The organism is Enterococcus sp. DIV0691, from assembly GCF_051711145.1.
In the GTDB taxonomy this organism is placed as follows: domain Bacteria; phylum Bacillota; class Bacilli; order Lactobacillales; family Enterococcaceae; genus Enterococcus_B; species Enterococcus_B hirae.
This window is the reverse complement of the sequence record NZ_JBIOLY010000001.1, coordinates 2,638,123-2,660,625: the sequence shown is the minus strand read 5'-3', so window position 1 is coordinate 2,660,625 and position 22,503 is coordinate 2,638,123. Positions and strand designations below refer to the sequence as shown.

Here is a 22,503-nt window from a genome sequence, read left to right as displayed (position 1 = left end):
AAAAATTACCATTCTATCGGTAAAAAAAGGTTTTGTTCTAAGCGGATAATCGTAGATAATTTTAGTGTAGGTGTTTCATATGTTTTTGGAGGTGAGTATACGTAAGATTAAAATGAAAAATTTTTCTTTACATAGTGATTTTTGTTATGTTAATAGTCAAATAAACTATCATCTCATGAGCAAAAAAGTAACCTTTTACAAATATTAGGAACGTTCACACTAGGAATGTTCATAAGAAATAATAAAAATTTTGTTTATTTAATCTTTCCTTTTAGAGAATTTGAGCAAGGAAAAAGAGTGAGTGTATTAGTAAGAGAGGAGGACAGAAAATTTGAAAAGCAAGCATTTGCGAACGATAACAACCTCTTTGTTGTTGTTCCAAAATTGTCTTTATCCATTAACCGTTTTTGCTGAGGAAGCACCACCAGAACTAGATACGGAGTTTGTACAGGATTTACAAAATCAAGGGGAACAACCAGTGATGCAAGAACCTGTTTCACCTGAAACAGCTGCAAACGACTCAACAGAAGAGTCAATCGAGGTAGAGGAGCCAGTAGAAGAAAATACAGAGGAAATCGTAGAAGAAGCACCTGTAGTTGAGGAAGTACCGATCGTTGAAGAACAAGAAGTGGAAGAAGTACCAACTGAAATACCAACTGAACAGCCAACTGAAGTAACGGAACCTGTGACTCCATGGGAAGATCCTGTACCACCAGTCCTTCGACAAAGTGCTGAGTTAAGGAAGAATAATTTACCAAACCTAGATAAATATCGACCTGATCTGATAGCAAATGGGAAAAAAAGTTATATTGAGAAAACGTTAGCGACACAGATTAATCGCACTATTATGTTGGGAGCTGCCGTTGGTTCGAAGACTTCCTTTACTGTGAATGTGCCTACCTATGAGAAGGTCACTCAAGATAAAGATCATGGTTGGATTTCTTGGATAGCAAGTAATCTAACCACATCGGATGATTATCCATACGATACGATGTATTATGGGAATCATTCATCTTACCGCGGAACGTATACGTTAACGATTCCATCTGATCAAAGTGTCAATGGGTACCAAGTGACGGTTACGAAGCCTAGTATTTCTTCTTATGCCGCATCTTTTACCGTCACGATCACTAGGCTGGCATCGACCAGTGCAAAAGAAGATCGATTAGTACTTAACGGAGACGTGAAACTAGGGACGACGGCTGTAGCCTCCCAATACTCTGTTTTAGACTCGATCCCGATCGAAGATGTTTCGTATGTCAATGCTTTGCTGGGAACGATTACAGTGAAGAAAGAGCAACCTGAATTTGAGATCAAAAATGAAGTGACCGTTGAAGCACAAAGAGGAAAAGAACTGTCTACGAGCATCCTAAAATCGTGGTTTTCTACGATATCGGAGAATTCAGGGAATTATGACTATAGTCTGTCTTCCGGACCGGCAGAATGGGCACCTGGAGCAACTGGAAAAGCAACAGTTGTTGTCAAAAATAAAACAACGAATAACACGCAAGAATTTACGACTAACTATACTGTTGTAGATACTACTGCACCAAAATACACAATAATCAGGGATGCACCATTGGAGGCTAGACGAAAAGGGAGTCTCACTGATGAAGAACTAAGAAGTATATTTGAAAAACTAGAAGATAACTGGAGTAAACCGGAGGATCTCCAGATTGAGTTATTTGATTATAACGGTTCCAACGTTCCTTGGGAGATTGCTGGGATTCAACCAGGTGTTGAAATTGTCAAGGTACGTGTGACCGACCAAGCAGGGAATGCTGCTACGGGAAGTGGTTATCGTATCCAAGTGGTTGATACTACGCCTCCTGATGGGAAACTAAAAGACAAAATCGTGATTGAACAAGGAATGGAACTGAAAGATTTAAGAGATTTACTAGAGGGTGATCCAACCGACAATTGGTCCTTGCCAGAAAAAATCAGTCTTTCGTTGGCTGTTGATGGCGGCAAGCAAGTCTCGGAATTACCTAGGGGAGAGCATAAATTTACACTAACCTTGACGGATGAGGCTGGAAATCCTAAAGAGCTCAAAGGTACGTTACACGTCGGTGATGCGTTTAAAATCAAATCGGAAGTGGTTGTCCAAGCACAAAGAGCCAAAGAGCTATCAACTGAAATTCTCAAAAGCTGGTTTGAACAATTACCAAACAATCCTGACAGTTATGACTATCGTCTAGTCTCCGGACCGGCAGAATGGGCACCAGAGACTAACGGACAAGCAACAGTCGCTGTCACAAATAAAGCAACGAATGAAACAAAAGAATATGAAACGAAATACTCCGTCGTAGACACTAAAGCACCCACCGCAACACTTAAAAAAGAGATCGTGTTTGAAGCAAGGCGTACAGGTGCGCTCACGCAAGCAGAACTACGAGAACTGTTGATTGAGAGTGATCTGCAAGATAATTGGAGTTTACCAGAAAAGATTACGATCGGATTGACTAACATCGGATCCGCAAATGAACCGTTTGAACTTGTTGGAAAGGCACCAAGTATGTACAGTAATATTTTTATTACCTTAACAGATGAAGCAGGAAATACGAGTCGATATCTGAAAAATATTTCAGTCGTTGACACGCAAGCACCAGAGGGCAAGCTTAAGGAGTCACTGTTTTTTGAAAAAGGCAGTAAAGAGCCAGATTTACGAGAGTTATTAGATGGCGAACCCACCGACAACTGGTCGCTACCAGAAAATATCAAACTTGCGTTAAGCTTCAAGGACGGCAAGCAGTTTTCAGAATTACCTGAAGGGGCGCACGAGTTTACGTTAACCTTAACGGATGAAAGAGGAAATGCTAGAGAACTTAAGGGGAAGTTGTACATCGGTGAACGGTTTGAAATAAAGTCTGAAGTGGTTGTTGAAGCACAACGAAGCCAAGAATTATCTCGGGCAATTCTAGAATCATGGTTTAATAAACGACCAAAAGATACCGATGATTATGAGTATCGTCTGACTAATGGACCGAAAGAATGGGCACCTGGAGCAACTGGAGAAGTAACAGTTGCTGTCAAAAACAAAACAACGAATCACACGCAAGAACTTACTACTAAATATACAGTAGTAGATACGAAGGCACCGACAGCAGAGTTTGAACGGAGTGTTTCATTTGAAGCAAGACGTACAGGCAGTCTTAGCCGAGAAGAGTTAATGAGTGTGATCAAAGAAGGGACTTTACAAGATAATTGGAGTTTACCAGAAAAGATTACGATTGGGCTGGAGGATCTTCAAGGAGGAAAGTTTGAAATTGCTGGGAAAGTGCCTTCATCTACTGCGTATGTTGTAGCCTCTGTTCTAACAGACGAAGCAGGAAACCAACAACACTTTTCACCTATAAATCTATTGATCGAGGATACAACACCTCCAGAAGGAAAGCTAAGAGATTCACTTGTCTATGAGCAAGGAAGTGAAATGCCGGATTTACGAGAGTTGTTAGATGGCGATCCAACTGACAATTGGTCCTTACCAGAAAATATCCGACTTGAGTTAACTTTCGAGAATGGCTTAGAATTTTCTGAGTTGCCTGCAGACGATCATCGATTTACGTTGAAATTGATTGATGAATTTGGCAATAAAACAGAACTAGACGGAATATTGACGATTACATCTAACGCACAATACATCGATGTCACCATTCCTGCACGTATGAGTTTTGTACAGGAGGATATTCTAGCTGGTATCGCTTCACCAAATTATGAGATCAAAAATAATTCCAACCGTCCGGTATCCGTTTATGTGGATGCCATGACTAGTCTTGAAGAAACCGAACGATTAACTGAACTGACATTAGGTTTGCAAAATACGGATCATGAACAAGAGGTAGTTTTAGTATCAAATGGTCAAAATCTATCAGAAACCGTTGAACTTGTCACTTTAACAAATGAACAGAATGCTTATGAGTTCTCTTTCTTTGGAACAGCAGGTGACAACATCTTGTCGGAAACCTTAGATGCGCCAATCAAACCTAGTTACTTGATGCAGTTGCATTTTAAAACACCATGAGATATAGACCTATTCAAAAGAGATCGTGAAAGCATCGGATAGTTCCGAAAACAAACAGAAAGAATTTTTTAACCAACTAAAAAAGAAACTGAGGCAAGTTTTAGCTCAGTTTCTTTTTTTGTATGTTTTTTTCTTCCTAATCGATACGGAAGTATTTCTTTTGTAAAGAAAACGTTTACAATCTATACTTTAAATAGAACGAAAAGGAAGGAGCAAATAAAATGAAAAAAGCATTGATTATTTGTGCAGCAGGGATGTCATCTTCTATGATGGCTTCTAAGACCACGGATCTATTCAAACAAAAGGGGGAAGAAATCGAAGTCGATGCGGTATCTGCGACAGAAGGCGATAAAATGATCAAGTCAAGCGACTTTGATTTATTTCTCATTAGTCCTCAAACCACGATGTTTTTAGATAAGTTTGTTAAACTAGGAAAAACGGTTGATAAACCTGTGGTTAGTATTCCCTTTCAAGCGTATGTTCCGATTCCCACAGGTATTCAGAAATTAGCGGATTTGATTGAAGAAAATATCTAACTAGGAGTGGATAAAGATGAAACAGATCGAAAAAGCATTGTTAGGGCTATTGATCAACTACCAAAAAAAATATATCACTAGTCATGAGCTTGCTTCTGAATTGTCTTTATCTGATCGAACAATCCGTAAATACATGGTTGATGTCAAAGAGAAAATTGAAAAAAACGGAGCAAAAATCATTGCCAAACAAGGACAAGGATATCAGTTGGCGATCTTAAAGCCTTTGGCATTTGCATTTTTTTTAAAACATCAAAATATCGCAGCTGATCAAGGCATGTCTGAAATGGAATTTTTTGAAACTGAAGACAGGCAAAAATATCTGTTGAATAAGTTATTGCTAGAAGATGAAGCCATTTTTATGGATGAATTAGAGTCGGAACTCTTTATCAGCCGTTCTAGTTTATCCAATGATCTAAATGAGATAAAGGCAAAAATTGAGCCCTATGCGTTAAAAATTTGTTCTAAACCGCGACAAGGAATGTGGATCGAAGGATCAGAGCAAAACAAGCGCCATTTTATTATGGACACGTTTTTTGGTGATCAAGCAGCGAACTCTTTAAAAGATTATTTAGTGAACAGTCACTTTTTCAATGAATTCAATTTTGAAGAGGTTTTAATCATTATTTTAGATGAGATCCGAGAAGCAAATTTAAAAGTTTCTGATTTTATCATGCAAAATCTAGCATTACACCTAGCCTTAACGATCAAGCGAATCAACGAAGGATTCCCCATTGAAGCTTTAGATTTTAGTGAAGAGTTAGTGGATCGCCGTGAATATCAGGTAGCAAAAAAGATTGTTCAACGAATGAATCGTGTGACAAAAGTACCTTTTCCAGCAGCGGAAATTCATTATCTGACATTGCATTTGGTTGCTAAGTCTAATCCCATCGAAAAAATAAATGATGAGCTGCTTTACGAGGAATTAGCAAGAGTGATTGAGCAGCTTGCCGACTTTTTTGGCGATTCACTGATTGAGGATCAACAATTAAAAAATGGTCTGCTTAATCATTTGACGCCAATGGTGGTTCGTCTACGGCAAGGGATTACTTTAGAGAATCCGTTGACTGAGGATATAAAAAAAGAAAATATGGTCGCCTTTGAACAGACGAAAAGAATATTTAGTCAAATGCCTATGTTACGACAATTCACGATCAATGAAGATGAATGGGCGTATCTTACCTTACACATCATGGCAGCTTTAGAAAAAGTCAGAACAGCGAAAAAAATACGTGTATTGATCATTTGTGCAACTGGTTATGGAAGTGCGCAATTGTTGAAGAATCGTGTGCTTGCTGAGTTTGGCGAAATGCTCTTAGTGACCAATGTCAAAGGTTATTACGAGATCAATGAAATGACTTTGATGGGCGTAGATATGATTATTTCATCAATCGATTTATCAACGATGATTTTTAAGATCCCCGTATTACATGTGAGTGTCTTTTTGAATCCACTAGATAGCCAAAAAATTCGACAGACGATTGCGGACTTACAACCTTGTCCGTCAAAAAGAATAAAAACTATTTGCACAGATTCTCCGAAAAAAAGACAGGATTATCATGGCCAGCTTTCTGAAAGATGGTACAAAGTCTATTCTGAAAGACCAACTAAAGAGACGGTGATTTTAGACCTACTCTCGCTTTTAGAAAAAGACGAAGTAAAAGATTATACCCTTGAAATGATGACACAAATCAGCAAGCGAGAGAAAATGGGACAGATTGTCTTCAGTGAAACTGTTGCAGTCCCACATCCAGCTATTCCAGTAGGGGTCACGACAAAAATTGCAGTCGCAGTGATTCCGGAGGGGATGTTTTGGGATGATTACCAACAGATCAAATTTGTTTTTCTCGTGTCACCATCTTTTATTGAAAACGAAGAAATTACTATAGTGACAAAAGCAATTGTGCAATTAATTGATCGCACAGATTTGCAACAACAAATTTTAATTGAACCAACGTTTGAAAATTTTAGCAATCATTTTGACGAGGTGATTGAATAAGGAGGAATACGTGTGACTGGAAATATGACGAGTGAAGAATTACAAGTCATCGCTTTTGATATTATTTTGCATAGTGGAAATGCCCGAACATTGATTCATGAAGCCTTCAAACTTCTACGGCAAGGAGAAAAAGCGGAAGCGAGTCAACAGTTAGATAAAGCAAATGAAGCTATTTTAGAAGCGCATAAAGCCCAGACAAACTTGCTAAAAGAATATGCTAGTGGGCAAAAAATCGAGATGGAGATCATTATGGTCCATGCCCAAGATCATTTAATGACAACAATGACCCTTTTAGAAGTTGCAAATGAAATGAGTTATTTGTATCAACAAAAAGCTTGAAAGAGGAGATTAAGGTGGATGAAACTAAGAAGCAACAATTAGCTTTAGAAAAGAAACAATTTAGTTTGAAAATCATGTACTTCAATCGTTATCTTGTGATTCGTTATTTGACAGCCTTTTTCTTTTTCATCAATCTTAATTGGCTAGTACTACTATTAATCGCAAGAAGCAGTGCCTGGCTACTGCCGCTTAGCTTGCTGGGTTTGATCGTTCCTGCTATCGGTGAACAAGTCATACTTTATCGTACGCACACGAACCGAGCACCTTGGACGAGCAATTATTTTAAGATTCAAGGAATGATGAACGTAGGAATCAGTGGCTTACTACTTACCCCATGGTATCGCTCATTTTTTCCATTTATGGCTAATGATCATAGCACCAAGCTATTTTTACTCGCATTATTTGTAAGCGGTATCTTTATTTGTAGCTTTTGCTGGTTCCGCTTAGAAAAAATTGAACGTAATCAAGACCGTCAATATCAACGTGTTAAACAATATGAAAAGAGTTCACAATTAGGGAAGGGGAGTAACTAATGTTTAAATTTTTGGAAAAGTATTTGATGGGACCGATGGGAAAAATTGCACAAATGAAAATCGTTCGGGCGGTAATGGCAGCAGGGATGGCTTCGATTCCATTTACGATTGTCGGGTCGATGTTTTTGGTTTTGAATATCTTACCTTTACCATTTCCATTTCTTGAAGGGTTTTTCAACGCTACATTTTTTAAAGTCAGTGATTTGTACATGATCATCAACACGATGACCATGGGGATTTTATCCATTTATTTTGCTATTGTTTTTGCTTATGAACTGACTTCAATCGAACGAGATGAACAAGGGTTGAATGTCAATCCTTTAACTGGTTCGCTGCTTGCGGTATTTGCTTTCTTCATGTGTATTCCGGAATTAGTGTTATCCGATGGGAAAGTAAGTTTGATCGCTAGTATCTCAGATACGGAAACTGTCGTGAACGGGATTCGGATGGGCTCATTTGTCGAGCGGCTAGGCACTTCCGGTATCTTTACAGCAATCATCATGTCATATATAGCTGTTGAATTATATTGCATCTGTGTCAAACGGAATTGGGTCATCAAGATGCCTGATGTAGTACCCCCAGGTGTTTCTCGTTCCTTTACAGCTTTGATCCCTACATTTGTGATTGGCTTCGTCGTGATGCTTGTTAATGGTCTGTTGGTTGTATTAGGAACAGATATCTTCAAAATGATTGCGATCCCATTCGGGTTTGTTACTCAATTAACGAACACATGGTTAGGGATCATGGTGATCTATTTCTTGATCCATGCACTATGGATCGTGGGTATCCACGGCGCCAATATCATTACTTCTTTCTTGACACCAATCGTATTAGCGAACATGGCAGCAAATGCACAGGGAGCGAATTTCCCGCTTGCTGGCGAATTTAATAATTCCTATGTGACAGTAGGAGGATCAGGGGCCACATTAGGATTGATCTTCTTCATTGCCTTTTTGGCTAAATCCGATCAATTAAAAGTACTAGGGAAAGCTTCACTAGTTCCAGGTATCTTTAATATCAATGAGCCAATTATTTTTGGGATGCCAATTGTTTATAATCCGTATCTGGCTGTTCCATTTTTCCTAGCACCGATGGCATCGGCTTCACTAGCTTATTTTGCCATTCGCTTCGAGATCGTTAAGCCAATGCTGGCGCAAATGCCTTGGCCTTCGCCAGTTGGTGTGGGCGCATTTGTCGGTAGTGGGGGAGACTGGAAGGCGGCTGTTTTAGCAGTATTATGTGCAATTTTAGCGTTCTTCATTTGGTTACCATTCATCAAATACTATGACAATAAACTATTGACTGAAGAAAGAGAAAAAGCAGCCGAATTAGCTGCGGAATAAAGCCATGTGATTTGCTTCAATTAACTCAATAAAAACAAAGATAGAAAACTACGATAAATATGAAGCGACCTCCAAAAAATCTAATTTTTGGAGGTCGCTTTAATACGTTTCGCATCTCGTATTTTTTATTGTAAACAAGTGGTATTCATTGAAATACTCAGTCTTCAATCAGTTCTTTGACGACTTCATAATCGCCTTTATAAGGAACATCTATCCCATTGATTTTTTGATAAGGATCGACTCCTTTTCCAGCGACTACAACGGAATCTTCAGGATTGCTGATCGCTAATGCTTGTCTGATCGCTTCTGGACGATCCATTTCATAGTGAACCTCAAGCTCAGCATTAGTGATGGCTGCATTGATTTCTTCAGCGATTTTTTGCGGATCTTCAAACGCTGGATCATCCGCTGTTAAAAAGACGACGTCAGCCGTTTCTGATAATACTTTTCCGAAATCCTGACGGCGAGAAACTGCTTTGTTTCCGGGACTACCTAGAACAACGATGACCCGACCCTTCGGATGTTCTTTTTTGGCAAATTCTAATAATGTTTTTAAACTGAGATAATTATGGGCATAATCGACATAAACATGACTGCCATTTTTTTGGATCAACTGATCCATCCGTCCAGGCACACGTGCTGCTTTGAGTCCTTTTTGGGCATCCTCGATGGAAGCGCCAGTCAACGCAGCCGCAATGATAGCACTTGCTGCATTTTCTTGATTGAAATCACCGGCTAATTGGATCTCATAGTCAGCTTCGATATCAAGTTTTCCGTTGTGTTTGATCAAGTGAAAGGCATGGTTCCCTGAAGTTAAACTTTTTACTTCATAATCAGATTCGGCAGAACGTCCATAAGTGATGTAAGGGACGTTTGCTAACTCAGCCGTTTCCTGTAAAAGATCGAAATGATCACTTTCATGATCTAAAATCACAGTTTTAGAATTTAAAATCAGTTGACGTTTGCAATAGAAATAATCATCAAAGGTTGGATGTTCAATTGGGCTGATATGATCAGGAGAAATGTTCAGGAAGATTCCTACATCTAGCGTTAAACCATATACCCGTTGTGTTTTGTAAGCCTGTGAGGATACTTCCATCACTAAATGTGTCATGCCATTTTTTACCGCTTCCGCCATCATGCGATACAAGTCTAACGATTCAGGTGTTGTTAGATGGGATTTAAAAAAAGTTTGCCCGTCTAGAGTCGTGTTCATCGTTGAAAGCAACGCTGTTTTATTGTTTGTCGCATGATCTAAAACGGCTTTGGTAAAATAAGCTGCCGTTGTTTTTCCCTTAGTTCCAGTGTAGCCGATCACTTGCAATTGATTTTGGGGATACTGATAAAAAGCCATGGAAAGGATCGCCATCGCTTTGCGAATATCAGTCACGATGATACCAGTTGCTGTATTTTCGTAAGGCTGTTCAGCAACGTAGTAGCTCAAACCATTCGAGATCGCACTTGTTAAATATTCTTCTTTGAAATTCAGACCTTTACAAAAAAACAACGTTTCATGATCTACTTGGCGTGAGTCATAACTTAACTTTTTGAATACAAATTGCTCAGGAGCATCTAAATGCCAACCTTGAACAGAAACAAATTCTTTTAATAAATTTTCTTTGATCAATAATTTACGGATATCTTCTAAAGAGAAGCGCATTGAATCATCCCTCACTTTATTATTCATTGGGTTCTGATTTATTATAGCATACTTCAAAAGAGTTGCTAAAAAGGGAATCAGCTATCTAAAAAGAGAATAGGAAAGAGAAAAAAACTCAAAACGACCGAACGTGTTGAGCTTTTTCTCTTTTTTATATAAAAATTGCTTGTTACTTGTCTAGCATTACTGACCTATCCGAAACGAATGCATAACACATTGTTCCAACAGAACAGTTCTTGATTTTTTTGCACGTAATTCTTGAATCAACAGTGAGAGCATCACGCCTCTAGATCATTTGTGATCGGATAGATCCGTCCCAATAGCTTTAAGAATAGTGAACTTAAAACGATAGAAAATAAGACATAGAGGGTTTCCCGTAATCCAAACACAAGATAATTCAACCAAACAATGATCAGATTCGTTAAGAGTAATCCTTTAGAAACCGGGATGCGGAAGAACTTTTGGAGGATGATTGGTGGGATTGTCACGCCACCGTTTGATGCACCAACTGTATAAAGCGTATAGACACCCGTACTAAAAAGTAGACTTCCCATGATCAACGAAAGAAGATGAGAATAAAAAATCGGTGTTTTAGGAATCACATCTAACACAAGTGGAAAGAGCAAACTACCAAATACTGCTTTAATGAAGATCATTTTTCCTAATAAGAGTATAGCTAATAGCAGCATGATGACATTCACTGACCAAACCGTGATGGATCGTGGAATCAAAAAGGCGGTCTCAACTAAATGTCCGATCGCTCCGACTCCTGCTGAAGCAATGTCATGTGGCAGTAAAAACCAATTCAAACCAATGGCAATAAAAACGACACCTAGTAAAATGATCGGTGTTTTTTTCAATTCTTTCAGCATAAGCGCATCCTCCGTTCGCTAATTATAGAACTAGTATAGCATAAGAAAAAAACAACTCGTTAGTAATTATAAATGTTAAATAATAACGAACATTATTGAGGAGAAACTTTATGATAGCTAGAAAGAAAACGTTATCTTAAAATGTTGAATTTACAGAAAAATCACACAAAAAAGATTGCCAGTTTTCCTTTTTACTATTAAACTGTTAGTAATGTTTTGAAGAAAGTTGGAATCTGATCGATGACTAATCAACGAAAACCAGCAATGGAAAATTTAACACCTCAAGAAAAAATGGCTCGTGGCTCTGCTTGGATGACAGCTAGTAATATCATATCCCGGTTACTCGGGGCTATCTACATTATCCCTTGGTACGCTTGGATGGGGGAGAATGCGAAAGCTGCTAATGGATTATTCAATATGGGCTACAATATTTATGCTTTGTTCCTATTGATTTCGACAGCTGGGATTCCGGCGGCGATCGCCAAGCAAACCGCTCGCTACAATTCATTAAATGAATATGGGACTTCTCGGCGTTTATTTATTCGAGCATTACAGATGATGGGTGTACTAGGACTCTTATTTTCATTATTTATGTATGTGGCTTCGCCTTGGCTCGCACATGCTTCTGGTGGCGGAGCAGAATTGATTCCAACGATGCAATCACTCAGTATCGCGGTACTTGTTTTTCCTTGTATGAGTGTTATACGAGGGTATTTCCAAGGAAACCAAGAAATGATGCCGTATGCACTTTCCCAAATCGTGGAACAAGTCGCACGGATCTTTTACATGTTGCTTGCGACCTTTATTATTATGAAAGTCATGAAAGGCGATTATGTCACAGCAGTTACTCAGTCGACTTTTGCTGCATTTATCGGAATGTTAGCAAGTATTTTGGTTTTGTTGTATTTTTTGAAAAAACAACAGGCGTATTCAGCGGCACGTGTCCAGTATAGCCATAACCAAGTCAATGTAGCGACAAAAGAATTGTTACTAGATACGATCAAAGAAGCGATTCCGTTTATTATTGTCGGATCAGGGGTGACGGTCTTTAAATTAGTAGATCAGTTTACCTTTATTAAAATCATGTCAGCAACGACTGAATATTCCAAAGATCAGTTATTGGATCTCTTTTCAATTTTCAGTGCAAACCCAGATAAATTGACGATGGTCGTGATTGCGCTTGCTACTTCCATCGCTTCTACTGGGTTGCCGTTGATCACCGAAGCGGTGACGATCAAAGATCATCGTGGTTTAGCGAAACTGACGAGTGGTAATTTACAATTGTTTTCGTTCTTTATGTTTCCTGCTACCTTTGGCGTGATCCTGCTAGCCTATCCTTTAAATACGTTGTTTTATGCACCTGATAAACTAGGAAGTCACGTGTTGATCCAAGCCAGTTTTGTGGGGCTGTTCCTTGGTCTATATATGTTAGTTTCCAATATGCTTCAAGGGATGTTTGAAAATGCCGCAGCGATTCGTTATCTTGCAATCGGTTTTGTCGTGAAGGTGATCTTGCAATATCCAGCGATCCGTCTGTTTGAAGTCTATGGTCCACTATTTGCGACGATGATCGGTTTTGCTGTTTCTTGCACGTTGATTTTAAAAAAGATGCGTCAAGTTGCACGTTTCAAACCAAGTTTTGTTTGGCGTAGAACGTTATTAATTTTTATTTTAACACTGATCATGCTGGCAGCAGCTGGGATCACGAAGTCTGTTTTCGGTTTATTCCTCAATCAAGATAGTAAAATTCAGTCATTGTTCTTGATTTTATTTGTAGCTGGTGTTGGCGGTACGGTGTACGCATATTTAGCATTAAAAATTCGATTAGCAGAACGTCTTTTAGGACCAAGTATGGTTCGATTACGCCATCGATTAAGGATCAAGTAGTAAATAAAATTTGAAAAAAGAAGTTAGGAATAATGTTCCCTATTATCCCTTAACTTCTTTTTTCAATCAAATGGAGGAAAAGCATGCGATTAGACAAATTTTTAGCGGATGTCGGATTAGGCAGTCGTAAAGAAGTCAAGGCACTGATCAAAAAAGGGCACATCAAAGTGAACGATCAAACCATTAAAAGTGACAAATTCCAAGTAGATGAATGGAAGGATCAAGTGACTTATGAAGGCGAACAGTTCATTTACCAAAAAGATTTTTATTATATCCTCAATAAACCAGCTGGAGTAATTTCAGCCACTCAAGACAACTACGATCAAACAGTGCTTGATCTATTCGATGATACTTCTTATCGGGAAGATCTTTTTCCTGTCGGGCGTTTAGATAAAGATACAGAAGGGTTATTGGTTGTGACAAATGATGGTGGCTTGGCGCACCGTTTACTTTCCCCCAAAAAACACGTCGAAAAAGAGTACTTCGCTGAAGTTAACGGTATCATGACCGAAGCTGATGTACAGGCATTTAACCAAGGATTGACGATTGATGGTGGCGAAGAAACCAGACCTGCTCAGTTATCGATTGTTTCAGTCAATTCGGAAGATGAAACATCGGTGATTCGCTTGATCCTGCATGAAGGAAAATTCCATCAAGTCAAACGGATGGTCAAAGCCGTAGGAAAAGAAGTCACTTATCTTAAAAGAATCCGAATGGGGAACTTTCTGCTCCCAGAAGACTTGGCACTCGGCGAATACCGACCAATGACAGCTGAAGAAGTCAAGCAGTTAGAGGGAAAGGAAATGTAATCAAACGAAATACAATGAAGAAACAAAAGCCAGCTAGCCTGTTTTTAGGCTCATTGTCAAATGATAAAATGATAGTTAGGGTATCTTCGATAAGCTGAGTAAAAGACATCTTGAATCCTTCGATGAATTGGTTCGCCCAATTAGTTCTAAAGGAGTTCAAGGTGTCTTTTCTATGTTTTTACATCATAAAAAAGATGTTAGTGAAATTCACCAACATCAAAAAGTATAGAATCGTTATTTATAGAGAGATCAGGTTAATACTAGCTTTGAAGTCAAGAAATAGCGCTTGTTTTTACTTTAATTATTTGATTAGTGTACAATATAACGTACAATATTTTTGTAGAAATAAAAAAGAAGTGAAGGGAATGGAAGCAGTAGCTTATTCAAATTTCCGTCGAAACTTACGTAGTTATATGAAACAAGTGATTGAAGATGCCGAAACGCTTATTGTAACAAGTAAAGATGTAGAAGATACTATTGTTGTATTATCGAAAAGAGATTATGATTCTATGCAAGAAACGTTGAGAACACTTTCTAATAATTACGTTATGGAAAAAATTCGTCGAGGTGATGAGCAATTTTCTAAAGGTGCATTTAAGACACATGACTTAATCGAGGTTGGATCTAATGATTAAGGCTTGGTCTGGTGATGCTTGGGATGATTATCTTTATTGGCATGAACAAGGAAATAAAAGCAACATAAAAAAAATTAACAAGTTAATAAAAGATCTCGATCGTTCTCCCTTTGCTGGATTAGGAAAGCCCGAACCATTAAAGCATGATCTATCTGGAAAATGGTCAAGAAGAATTACCGATGAACATAGATTGATATATAGAGTTGAAAATGAGACGATATTTATTTATTCTGCAAAAGATTACTATTAGTAAATTGAAAGTATGTAAAGAGGTCATGAAAGAAGCGATCATCGCTTATTGTTGAGGAGTTGCTTCTTGAGCGCTGTGGATAACGTCATGAAAACATCAATGTTAGGATCAGTGATTATGATCAACTAGCATTTGTTGTATGATAGTAGCATTTTTTAAGTATGCTAAGATTGTTTGCTGGTTCTCTCTCTGCATTTCTTCAATGATTTTTGGATCAGTATCAAATAGATAAGCGACAACTATTGCATGAGTGGTTTGCTCACTAATCATAGCACGAGTCGAGTCTGAGGTCGGACTACCAAAAGCGCCTTTTGTATCACTTAATAGCAAAAGGTTTTCTAGATTGATCATTTTTTTTCCAATACCAGCGTATTCTTCATTCTCTACACCTTTAGATAAAATGATTGGCTCTTGGATATGTTTTAAATCATAACTACCAAAAGGCAAATGATACTTCAAGGATAAGTAGTTATTTAAATCTACTAAAGTATTGACTTGATAAAGATCATTTCCTTTTACAGCTCGACGCCATAAACTATCAGATGAAGGACGGAAACGAGCAGGATCTTTTCCTAACGTTTTATATAATTTTTTTGTAGCAATTATATTGGAATCCTCACGAATGGTTTCTAAAGTATCTTGATCTCTGATTTGTTTAATTAATGGATTGATTTTTTCTGTCCATAGCTTTTGATTTAAAGTAGTATTTGTAAATTCAATTTCTGTAACATATAGTTTAATTTCTTTAGGTATATTGTCGGTGATTTTAAACATCATTTTATTTAACCTCTTTCCTGTTTAGTACAACTAACTATCATAGCGAAGCGTTAACCAGCTATTTCCAAAAATAAGTAGTGTACCAAGCAAAAATTCCCCTAATAAATTTAAAAAGATTTCTATAATTGGTTGTGATAAGAAAAATAAACCAGAATTACTAGCACTAACTAAAGTGTACAACATGCTTACCACCTCAAATACTTGCTGCTAAACTAAGCATAATTAGTTCAATCATTTTTTGATATTTAGTTGTAAATTCGCCAACTAACGAATTACTGGAGCATCACATTTATTAATGGTAGATAGATTATATTAGGCAGAGTTCCTTTCTATAAAGCATTCTTTACGAGCATAGCTGATCATAAATATAAAAAATTAAGTTTGAAAAAATAGAGGAGGATATAATTAATTTGTAACGAATGGAGGATACTAAACGACATACTAGTTTTTTATGTTTATATTTGTATCTGTCATATATAAACTATACGCTCGCTTTTATTATTTGTCTATTACGGGAGATTCTAACTGATAAAAATATGTTGTGGAAGAAGAAAATCGATGTTCACTCTCAGAGAGAAGTTATACCAATTGAAAAAGGAAAGAATGATTGATGTAGTCATATAGTTGTACAAACTATCCTTTTAATGAGAGGCTGATTTTTCTACATGCTCCACTTATTTATCGACTTAATCTATATCTAACACCCTTTTTTTATGCTCATTTCATTCGTGTTTATTTAGAAATTACTGTCATTAGACAACGATTTTTTGAAAAAATTGATCGTTAAAATTGAACCTTTACCTATTTTTGTTATCTATATTTTGTATCATTTTATCTATAATTTGTTTATTTATTCCTTTTGTTGTAAGCGCTATAATTGGCTTGTGAATGACACGAAAGGAGTTTTACGATGAAAAAAAGAAAGGGGTTAAATCATTTTTTTGCTAATCTATGGCGCTACAAAGCTTTAGTACTGATGGCTGTGCCGGGGATGCTATGGATGATTTTTTTCTTTTATATCCCAGTATTAGCAAACGTAGTAGCATTTAAAAACTTCCATATTTCTGCTGACGGGTTTTTAGCTAGTTTAAGAGAAAGCCCTTGGGTTGGTTGGGAAAATTTCCGCTTCTTATTTACTTCTGATCAAGCTTTCTTGATCACTAAAAACACCATTTTATATAATGTTACTTTTATTCTTTTGAATTTATTGATTTCCGTTGTTTTTGCCATCATTATGAGTGAATTACGGAATAAACGACTGGTAAAAGTTTACCAAACAATGTCGTTACTTCCTTACTTTCTATCATGGGTCATCATTGGGTATTTTGTTTATGCCTTCTTGAGTCCTGATAAAGGAATCTTTAATCAGTGGATCACTGGGCATGGTGGAGAAGCGATCAACTGGTATAACGAACCGAAGTATTGGCCGTTTATTCTTGTCTTTATCGGCACGTGGAAAGGGATTGGCTATAACAGTATCATTTATTTTGCTTCTGTTATGGGGATCGATCCTACTTATTATGAAGCAGCGATGGTGGATGGTGCCAGTAAATGGCAACAAATCAAACATGTGACGATTCCACAATTGATTCCGTTGATGACGATCTTAACGATTCTAGCTGTCGGGAATATTTTCCGAGCAGACTTTGGTTTATTCTACAATATCCCGAGAAATTCCGGAGCACTTTATGATGTCACACAAGTATTGGATACTTACATTTATAATGGCTTGACCTCTACTGGTGACTTTGGAATGACAGCTGCAGCGGGATTGTATCAATCCGTTGTCGGGTTTGTTCTATTGATGATCACAAATACGATTGCTCGTCGTTTCGACAGCGAATCAGCATTGTTCTAGGGAGGAGAAAGAAATGAAAAAAAAGAAAGTCGAACGAGTACAGATTCGTTCATTTAACAAAACAACCAATTTTTTCTCTAACTTGTTGATCGCATTGTTTGCTCTTTCTTGCATCTTACCGTTTCTATTCGTGATTGCGATTTCTTTTACGAAAGAATCCGCTTTGACACAATATGGCTACAGTTTTTGGCCAAAAGAATTTAGTACATTTGGGTATACTTACTTATTCGGTCAAATGCAAGACAAGATTTTCCAAGCTTTATTTGTGACGATCCTTGTCACTGTTCTAGGGACTTTGATCAATAGTACAGCGACTTCTTTATATGCTTATGCGATTTCACGATCAAACTTCCCATTTCGGCGCTTCTTTACCGTATTTTGTTTGATCACGATGTTGTTCTCACCAGGGATGGTTGCGAACTATTTAGTAATGACAAATCTCTTGCAGTTAAAAGATACGATCTGGGCATTGATTTTGCCAATGGCGGTTAGTCCGTTCAATATCATCGTGATGCGAACGTTCTTCAAACGCTCGGTCTCAGATTCGATCATTGAATCTGCAAGAATTGATGGAGCTAGTGAGCTGCGAATCTTTGTGCAAATCGTTTTACCACTAGCAATTCCAGGGATTGCAACGATCAGTTTGTTTGCCGCCTTAGGGTATTGGAATGATTGGTTTAATGCGTTGCTTTATATTCAAGATGATAAACTGGTTCCTTTGCAATATTTATTGATGAAGATCCAAAGCAATATTCAATATTTGACACAAAATTCAGGAGCGGGCAGTCAATTGACAGGCGGACTTGCTTCTGTTCCGGGAGAATCAGCTCGAATGGCGATCGTCGTGATTTCTACTTTGCCGATTGCGATCAGCTACCCATTCTTCCAGAAACATTTTGTTAAAGGATTAACGATTGGTGGAGTAAAAGAGTAATGCAATAAAAATATAAAACAATTTAGGAGGAAGAAAAATGAAGTTATGGAAGAAATTAGCCTTTACTGGCGTTTCTGCAATGATGGTTGGAACATTGGCAGCCTGCGGATCGGGGACAAAAGAAAAAGCTGAAGCAAGTGATTCAACAACCCTTCAAATGTATCAAATCGGTGATAAACCAGAGAATTTCGATCAGTTAATGGATATTGCAAATAAACGGATCGAAGATAAAATCGGAGTCAAAGTCAACATCAACTACATCGGTTGGGGCGATTACGAGAAGAAAATGAATGTCATTATCTCTTCTGGTGAAAACTACGATATTGCCTTTGCCAACAACTATGTATCAAATGCGCAAAAGGGTGCATTTACTGATTTGACAGAATTAGCACCAAAATATGCGAAAGAAGCGTATGATTCTTTAGATGAAGCGTATATCAAAGGAAATTTAGTTAACGGAAAATTGTATGCCTTTCCAGTAAATGGCAATGTGTTTGCCCAACAAGTGTTGACTTTCAACAAGCCGTTATTAGATAAATACAATTTATCGATTGATGGGATCGAATCTTATCAGGATGCGGAAAAAGTGTTACAAGAATTCCATAAAAAAGACCCAAATACAGCTGCTTTTGCGATTGGACAAGGATTTAAGGTCCAAGGAGATTTCGATTATCCATTAGGGAATACATTACCATTTGCGGTTGATTTGAACGGCGATGACACTAAGATCATCAATCAATACGACAACAAAACGTTTATCGAATTATTACGTACGATGCACAGCTGGTATAAACAAGGATTGATTCCTAGCGATGCTGCTACTAGTAATAAAGATTACCCACTTGAAGGGAATACTTGGTTAATGCGTGGCGAAACGCAAGGACCATACGATTATGGCGATACGATCTTGACTAATGCAGCGAAACAAGAATTGGTTTCAAAAGCAATCACTGTTCCATTGAAGTCAACTGGACAAGCACAAATGGCCAACTTTGTCGTATCAAATACCTCTAAAAACAAAGAAAAATCAGTTGAATTTTTAGGTTTATTAAATAGCGATCCAGAATTATTGAATGGTTTAGTTTGGGGTATCGAAGGCGAAGCATGGAAAAAAGATGGCGATGACAAGATCAAATTATTAGATGGGTACCAACCAAACATGCACATGTCTGCTTGGAATACCGGTAACAATGAAATCTTATACACACAAGATACGATCACAGATGAAATGATCGCTGAAAGAGATAAATCAATTGAAGAAGCAAAAACTTCTCCAATCTTAGGCTTTAGTTTCAATACAGATAGCGTAAAAACAGAACTAAGTAATATCTCAAATGTCATGAATCAATACCTAGATGGATTAAATACTGGGACAGTTGATCCTGATGAAACATTACCAAAACTAAAAGATGCTTTGAACAGAGCAGGTTATGACAAAGTATTAACAGAAATGCAAAAACAATATGATGCATTTCGTAAGGAAAGTAAATAATTCAAGAAACTGAATCAGTTTCTAGAAAGAAGCAGAACTTTTTCCGAAATTTGCATGTCGAATTTTTGGAGAGTTCTGCTTTTTGATTAGTGTCCGAAGAAATGAAAGAAAAGCAACCAAGTAGCTAAAAGTTCATTAGGCTTTTTATCAAACTGGTTCTTTTACTTTTTTACTACTCTTGTATAATGAAAGGGAATACAATGTTTTTTATGGAGGGAATCGCATGTTAGGTAAAGCACTAGAAACATTATTTATCAGAGTGTGGGTGGTCATGAAATTAACTTTTTATTTTTGGATCTATACACTGATGGGAGCCATCGTATTAGGGATTGGACCTGCTTATAAAACAGTCAACGAATTGTTTTATCTTTATGGTTTTGAATATAAAGAGATTACGTTTAAGCGAGGGTGGGAAACATTTAAACAAACATTTGTCCGTGGGAATGTGTTGTTTGGTTTATTTTTAGCGGGGACATTTTTGCTTGGCTATAATTTATACTTATCTGTTCAAATTCAAGGCATTCTTTTTTTGATTACTGATTTTATCCTGATTTTTAGTTTACTTTATATTTACTCCACTTATCAGTATAGCTTGATTTTAGATAGTGAATACGAAATTTCGATTCCTAACCTACTTAAGTTAAGTTTTGTTTCAGGCTTTTCCAGTTTTTCGACCTTTTTGAAATTGTTGATTGGCGGAGGCATTATTTTTTGGCTAACTTGGAATTATAAAGGACTGATTCTCTTTGGTGTGATTGGCTTATTGACTGTTTGGAATGGGCTGGTAACCAAACAATGGCGGGAAAAACTGGATATGCAGTTAGAAAGCTATGAATAAATGGCGTATTTTATTTTCACAAGGAACACTTCTGAATCGTCTTTTCCGAAAATATGCGCTCGTCCTGATTTTATTAACAACGGTGGCGACTGCTATCATTAGTGTTCATACGTGGGTACAAACGCAAGAGCAAGCCAAGCGAACGACAAGTGAGGCGTTACAAAGTACCAGTCGTACACTGAACGATAAAACGACACTAAGTAAAATCATTAAAGACCAATTGTTGGGGAACTCTGATAAAATCGAGAATGCGACTACTTATCTGACAAAACCGATCAATGAATATTTGATGTACGCTTATGATCAACAACAAAAAACGACCGATTTTGTCTCTTTTCCTTATCTAATGAGAGATATTTATGTCAGCTATGAGGAAGTCAGCTCCGTCTATGTTGTTTTCAGTCAATTGCCTGAGTATCTGGAATCTTCTAGAGCAAATAAAGGTGGGGTGATTAAAAGTGGTACGCCTAAATTGACAGATGCGTTTTATATCAAAATGTCGATCACGCAAGGTGGAAGCGAAGTCGGGAGCATGTTCGTCGGTTTTGAAAAAGCAGAATTGGATGCGGCATTAAAGAGTTTGAATACCTTTAGCGGCTTATCATTGTATATGATCTCTGGTACCACCAACCGTTTATACACATTCCATGATCAAGGAATGACAAAGGATAAACTAGCAACCCAAGAACAATTGATTACAACCAGCCTTCAAGAAAATTCCACTTTGCCACTGATAAACCTTGAAAAAAATAATTTCATCCAGTACCAACAGTTACCCGATGATTACCGGATATTGGCTACTTTAGATCGTTCGATGGTTAGACGAGCGGTTATCCAAGATTTAGCACCATTGATTTTCGGTGTATTTCTATTAGATGTCAGTCTGCTATTCTTTTTATACCAAACCTTCAAGCGCTATTCGCAACAAGTAGATCTCGTGATGGATGCAATGAATGAAACGGCCAAAGGGAATTTGGAGATGCGGATCGATACGACCCAAACGGAATATGAATTAAAAGATCTTTCTATAGGGATCAATGAGATGTTGGATAGCATCAACCAATATGTTGAAGATATCTATAAATTGGAAATCAAACAGCAAGATGCCCACATGCGTGCATTACAAGCACAAATCAACCCTCATTTTCTCTATAACACGTTAGAGTATATTCGGATGTATGCGTTAAGTGAAGGCAGCGAAGAATTGGCAGATGTGGTGTACGCTTTTTCGGCCTTGTTGCGAAACAATACTAATCAAGAAAAGACGATCAGTTTAAAGGAAGAACTGGACTTTTGCGAAAAATATGTCTATTTATATCAGATGCGTTACCCCAACCGGATCGCCTATCATTTTTCCATTGATCCATCATTAGCAAGTATCGAAGTACCGAAGTTTGTGATTCAACCATTGATCGAAAATTATTTTAAACATGGGGTCGATTTTACACGTTTTGATAATGCCTTAAGCGTGAAAGTGTTTCGTGAAGGGCAACGAGTCCAGATTATTGTGAAGGATAACGGCAAAGGGATCACACCGGAACGCTTGGCAGAGATTGAATCAAGATTGGCGCATCCTAAAGTCGAATTGTACCAATCGATTGGACTGCAAAATGTGAATGAACGTTTGCGTGCTAGTTTTGGACATAGTTATCAGATGAAGTTAAGTACCAATCAAGAAGGAGGATTGTCTGTCACTATTACATTTAAAGAAAAGGGGTAGGAA

Annotated in this window: 18 protein-coding genes; 15 read left to right on the top strand and 3 right to left on the bottom strand. The window is 37.6% G+C overall.

Annotation, left to right across the window (positions count from 1 at the left end):
• Positions 1 to 331: 331 nt before the first annotated feature.
• The 6 genes from IGJ11_RS12125 to celB all read left to right on the top strand — a co-directional run bounded on the left by IGJ11_RS12125 (position 332) and on the right by celB (position 8,768).
• Positions 332 to 4,021 (top strand): hypothetical protein, encoded by a 3,690-nt coding sequence (locus tag IGJ11_RS12125; protein WP_207432579.1) that lies wholly within the window; start codon positions 332 to 334, stop codon positions 4,019 to 4,021.
• Between the two features lie 221 nt (positions 4,022 to 4,242).
• Entirely contained in the window at positions 4,243 to 4,557 is a 315-nt protein-coding gene (locus tag IGJ11_RS12120; RefSeq protein WP_010721024.1) for a PTS cellobiose transporter subunit IIB, read from the top strand.
• Positions 4,558 to 4,573: 16 nt separating this feature from the next.
• A complete protein-coding gene (locus tag IGJ11_RS12115) occupies positions 4,574 to 6,553 on the top strand; it encodes a BglG family transcription antiterminator (RefSeq protein WP_207432581.1) in 1,980 nt (659 codons plus the stop codon).
• A gap of 24 nt (positions 6,554 to 6,577) precedes the next feature.
• A complete protein-coding gene (locus tag IGJ11_RS12110; RefSeq protein WP_014834421.1) occupies positions 6,578 to 6,892 on the top strand; it encodes a PTS cellobiose transporter subunit IIA in 315 nt (104 codons plus the stop codon).
• Positions 6,893 to 6,906: 14 nt separating this feature from the next.
• The gene (locus IGJ11_RS12105) at positions 6,907 to 7,425 is read left to right on the top strand and encodes a hypothetical protein (RefSeq protein WP_207432583.1); all 519 of its coding nucleotides are present in this window, start codon (positions 6,907 to 6,909) and stop codon (positions 7,423 to 7,425) included.
• A complete protein-coding gene (celB, locus tag IGJ11_RS12100; RefSeq protein WP_010721020.1) occupies positions 7,425 to 8,768 on the top strand; it encodes a PTS cellobiose transporter subunit IIC in 1,344 nt (447 codons plus the stop codon). Before IGJ11_RS12105 ends, celB begins: the two co-directional genes overlap by 1 nt.
• Before the next feature lie 157 nt (positions 8,769 to 8,925).
• Here the strand turns inward: celB and IGJ11_RS12095 are convergent, their stop codons facing one another.
• Positions 8,926 to 10,428, bottom strand: coding sequence for a UDP-N-acetylmuramoyl-L-alanyl-D-glutamate--L-lysine ligase (locus IGJ11_RS12095; RefSeq protein ID WP_178287089.1), 1,503 nt, complete (start codon positions 10,426 to 10,428; stop codon positions 8,926 to 8,928).
• Positions 10,429 to 10,706: 278 nt separating this feature from the next.
• Positions 10,707 to 11,300, bottom strand: coding sequence for a YitT family protein (locus tag IGJ11_RS12090; RefSeq protein WP_010736976.1), 594 nt, complete (start codon positions 11,298 to 11,300; stop codon positions 10,707 to 10,709).
• A gap of 240 nt (positions 11,301 to 11,540) precedes the next feature.
• On the opposite strand from IGJ11_RS12090, the gene IGJ11_RS12085 reads away from it, so the two are divergent.
• The 4 genes from IGJ11_RS12085 (at position 11,541) to IGJ11_RS12070 (ending at position 14,881) form a co-directional block, all read left to right on the top strand.
• Positions 11,541 to 13,187, top strand: a complete 1,647-nt coding sequence (locus IGJ11_RS12085) for a putative polysaccharide biosynthesis protein (RefSeq protein WP_207432585.1) — start codon at positions 11,541 to 11,543, stop codon at positions 13,185 to 13,187.
• Positions 13,188 to 13,270: 83 nt separating this feature from the next.
• On the top strand, positions 13,271 to 13,996 hold the full coding sequence (locus IGJ11_RS12080; RefSeq protein WP_207432587.1) for a pseudouridine synthase: 726 nt from the start codon (positions 13,271 to 13,273) through the stop codon (positions 13,994 to 13,996).
• Positions 13,997 to 14,361: 365 nt separating this feature from the next.
• Positions 14,362 to 14,631, top strand: a complete 270-nt coding sequence (locus IGJ11_RS12075; protein ID WP_207432589.1) for a type II toxin-antitoxin system Phd/YefM family antitoxin — start codon at positions 14,362 to 14,364, stop codon at positions 14,629 to 14,631.
• Positions 14,624 to 14,881 carry a Txe/YoeB family addiction module toxin gene (locus tag IGJ11_RS12070; protein ID WP_053766198.1) on the top strand — a complete coding sequence of 86 codons (258 nt, stop codon included), beginning with the start codon at positions 14,624 to 14,626 and terminating at the stop codon, positions 14,879 to 14,881. The genes IGJ11_RS12075 and IGJ11_RS12070 overlap by 8 nt, the downstream gene beginning before the upstream one ends.
• A 108-nt stretch (positions 14,882 to 14,989) precedes the next feature.
• On the opposite strand, the gene IGJ11_RS12065 is transcribed toward IGJ11_RS12070, so the two are convergent.
• The gene (locus IGJ11_RS12065) at positions 14,990 to 15,658 is read right to left on the bottom strand and encodes a B3/B4 domain-containing protein (RefSeq protein ID WP_178287095.1); all 669 of its coding nucleotides are present in this window, start codon (positions 15,656 to 15,658) and stop codon (positions 14,990 to 14,992) included.
• 910 nt (positions 15,659 to 16,568) lie between these two features.
• On the opposite strand from IGJ11_RS12065, the gene IGJ11_RS12060 reads away from it, so the two are divergent.
• From IGJ11_RS12060 to IGJ11_RS12040, 5 genes are all read left to right on the top strand, one after another.
• Positions 16,569 to 17,516: an ABC transporter permease gene (locus IGJ11_RS12060; RefSeq protein WP_010721015.1), complete on the top strand. Its 948-nt coding sequence runs from the start codon at positions 16,569 to 16,571 to the stop codon at positions 17,514 to 17,516.
• A 13-nt stretch (positions 17,517 to 17,529) separates the two neighbouring features.
• Positions 17,530 to 18,450, top strand: coding sequence for a carbohydrate ABC transporter permease (locus tag IGJ11_RS12055; protein WP_010721014.1), 921 nt, complete (start codon positions 17,530 to 17,532; stop codon positions 18,448 to 18,450).
• Positions 18,451 to 18,487: 37 nt separating this feature from the next.
• Positions 18,488 to 19,942 (top strand): ABC transporter substrate-binding protein, encoded by a 1,455-nt coding sequence (locus IGJ11_RS12050; RefSeq protein WP_010721013.1) that lies wholly within the window; start codon positions 18,488 to 18,490, stop codon positions 19,940 to 19,942.
• A 223-nt stretch (positions 19,943 to 20,165) separates the two neighbouring features.
• Positions 20,166 to 20,780: a YesL family protein gene (locus IGJ11_RS12045; protein WP_010721012.1), complete on the top strand. Its 615-nt coding sequence runs from the start codon at positions 20,166 to 20,168 to the stop codon at positions 20,778 to 20,780.
• Entirely contained in the window at positions 20,773 to 22,500 is a 1,728-nt protein-coding gene (locus IGJ11_RS12040) for a sensor histidine kinase (protein ID WP_207432591.1), read from the top strand. The genes IGJ11_RS12045 and IGJ11_RS12040 overlap by 8 nt, the downstream gene beginning before the upstream one ends.
• Positions 22,501 to 22,503 lie beyond the last annotated feature (3 nt).

Excerpts from the sequence above, each read along its gene's own strand:
- IGJ11_RS12060 (WP_010721015.1), top strand. The coding sequence starts at position 16,569 with ATGAAAAAAAGAAAGGGGTTAAATCATTTTTTTGCTAATCTATGGCGC.
- IGJ11_RS12095 (WP_178287089.1), bottom strand. The coding sequence starts at position 10,428 with ATGCGCTTCTCTTTAGAAGATATCCGTAAATTATTGATCAAAGAAAAT.
- IGJ11_RS12115 (WP_207432581.1), top strand. The coding sequence starts at position 4,574 with ATGAAACAGATCGAAAAAGCATTGTTAGGGCTATTGATCAACTACCAA.
- celB (WP_010721020.1), top strand. The coding sequence starts at position 7,425 with ATGTTTAAATTTTTGGAAAAGTATTTGATGGGACCGATGGGAAAAATT.
- IGJ11_RS12110 (WP_014834421.1), top strand. The coding sequence starts at position 6,578 with ATGACGAGTGAAGAATTACAAGTCATCGCTTTTGATATTATTTTGCAT.
- IGJ11_RS12050 (WP_010721013.1), top strand. The coding sequence starts at position 18,488 with ATGAAGTTATGGAAGAAATTAGCCTTTACTGGCGTTTCTGCAATGATG.
- IGJ11_RS12065 (WP_178287095.1), bottom strand. The coding sequence starts at position 15,658 with ATGATGTTTAAAATCACCGACAATATACCTAAAGAAATTAAACTATAT.
- IGJ11_RS12070 (WP_053766198.1), top strand. The coding sequence starts at position 14,624 with ATGATTAAGGCTTGGTCTGGTGATGCTTGGGATGATTATCTTTATTGG.
- IGJ11_RS12090 (WP_010736976.1), bottom strand. The coding sequence starts at position 11,300 with ATGCTGAAAGAATTGAAAAAAACACCGATCATTTTACTAGGTGTCGTT.
- IGJ11_RS12040 (WP_207432591.1), top strand. The coding sequence starts at position 20,773 with ATGAATAAATGGCGTATTTTATTTTCACAAGGAACACTTCTGAATCGT.
- IGJ11_RS12055 (WP_010721014.1), top strand. The coding sequence starts at position 17,530 with ATGAAAAAAAAGAAAGTCGAACGAGTACAGATTCGTTCATTTAACAAA.
- IGJ11_RS12120 (WP_010721024.1), top strand. The coding sequence starts at position 4,243 with ATGAAAAAAGCATTGATTATTTGTGCAGCAGGGATGTCATCTTCTATG.
- IGJ11_RS12045 (WP_010721012.1), top strand. The coding sequence starts at position 20,166 with ATGTTAGGTAAAGCACTAGAAACATTATTTATCAGAGTGTGGGTGGTC.
- IGJ11_RS12080 (WP_207432587.1), top strand. The coding sequence starts at position 13,271 with ATGCGATTAGACAAATTTTTAGCGGATGTCGGATTAGGCAGTCGTAAA.
- IGJ11_RS12075 (WP_207432589.1), top strand. The coding sequence starts at position 14,362 with ATGGAAGCAGTAGCTTATTCAAATTTCCGTCGAAACTTACGTAGTTAT.
- IGJ11_RS12085 (WP_207432585.1), top strand. The coding sequence starts at position 11,541 with ATGACTAATCAACGAAAACCAGCAATGGAAAATTTAACACCTCAAGAA.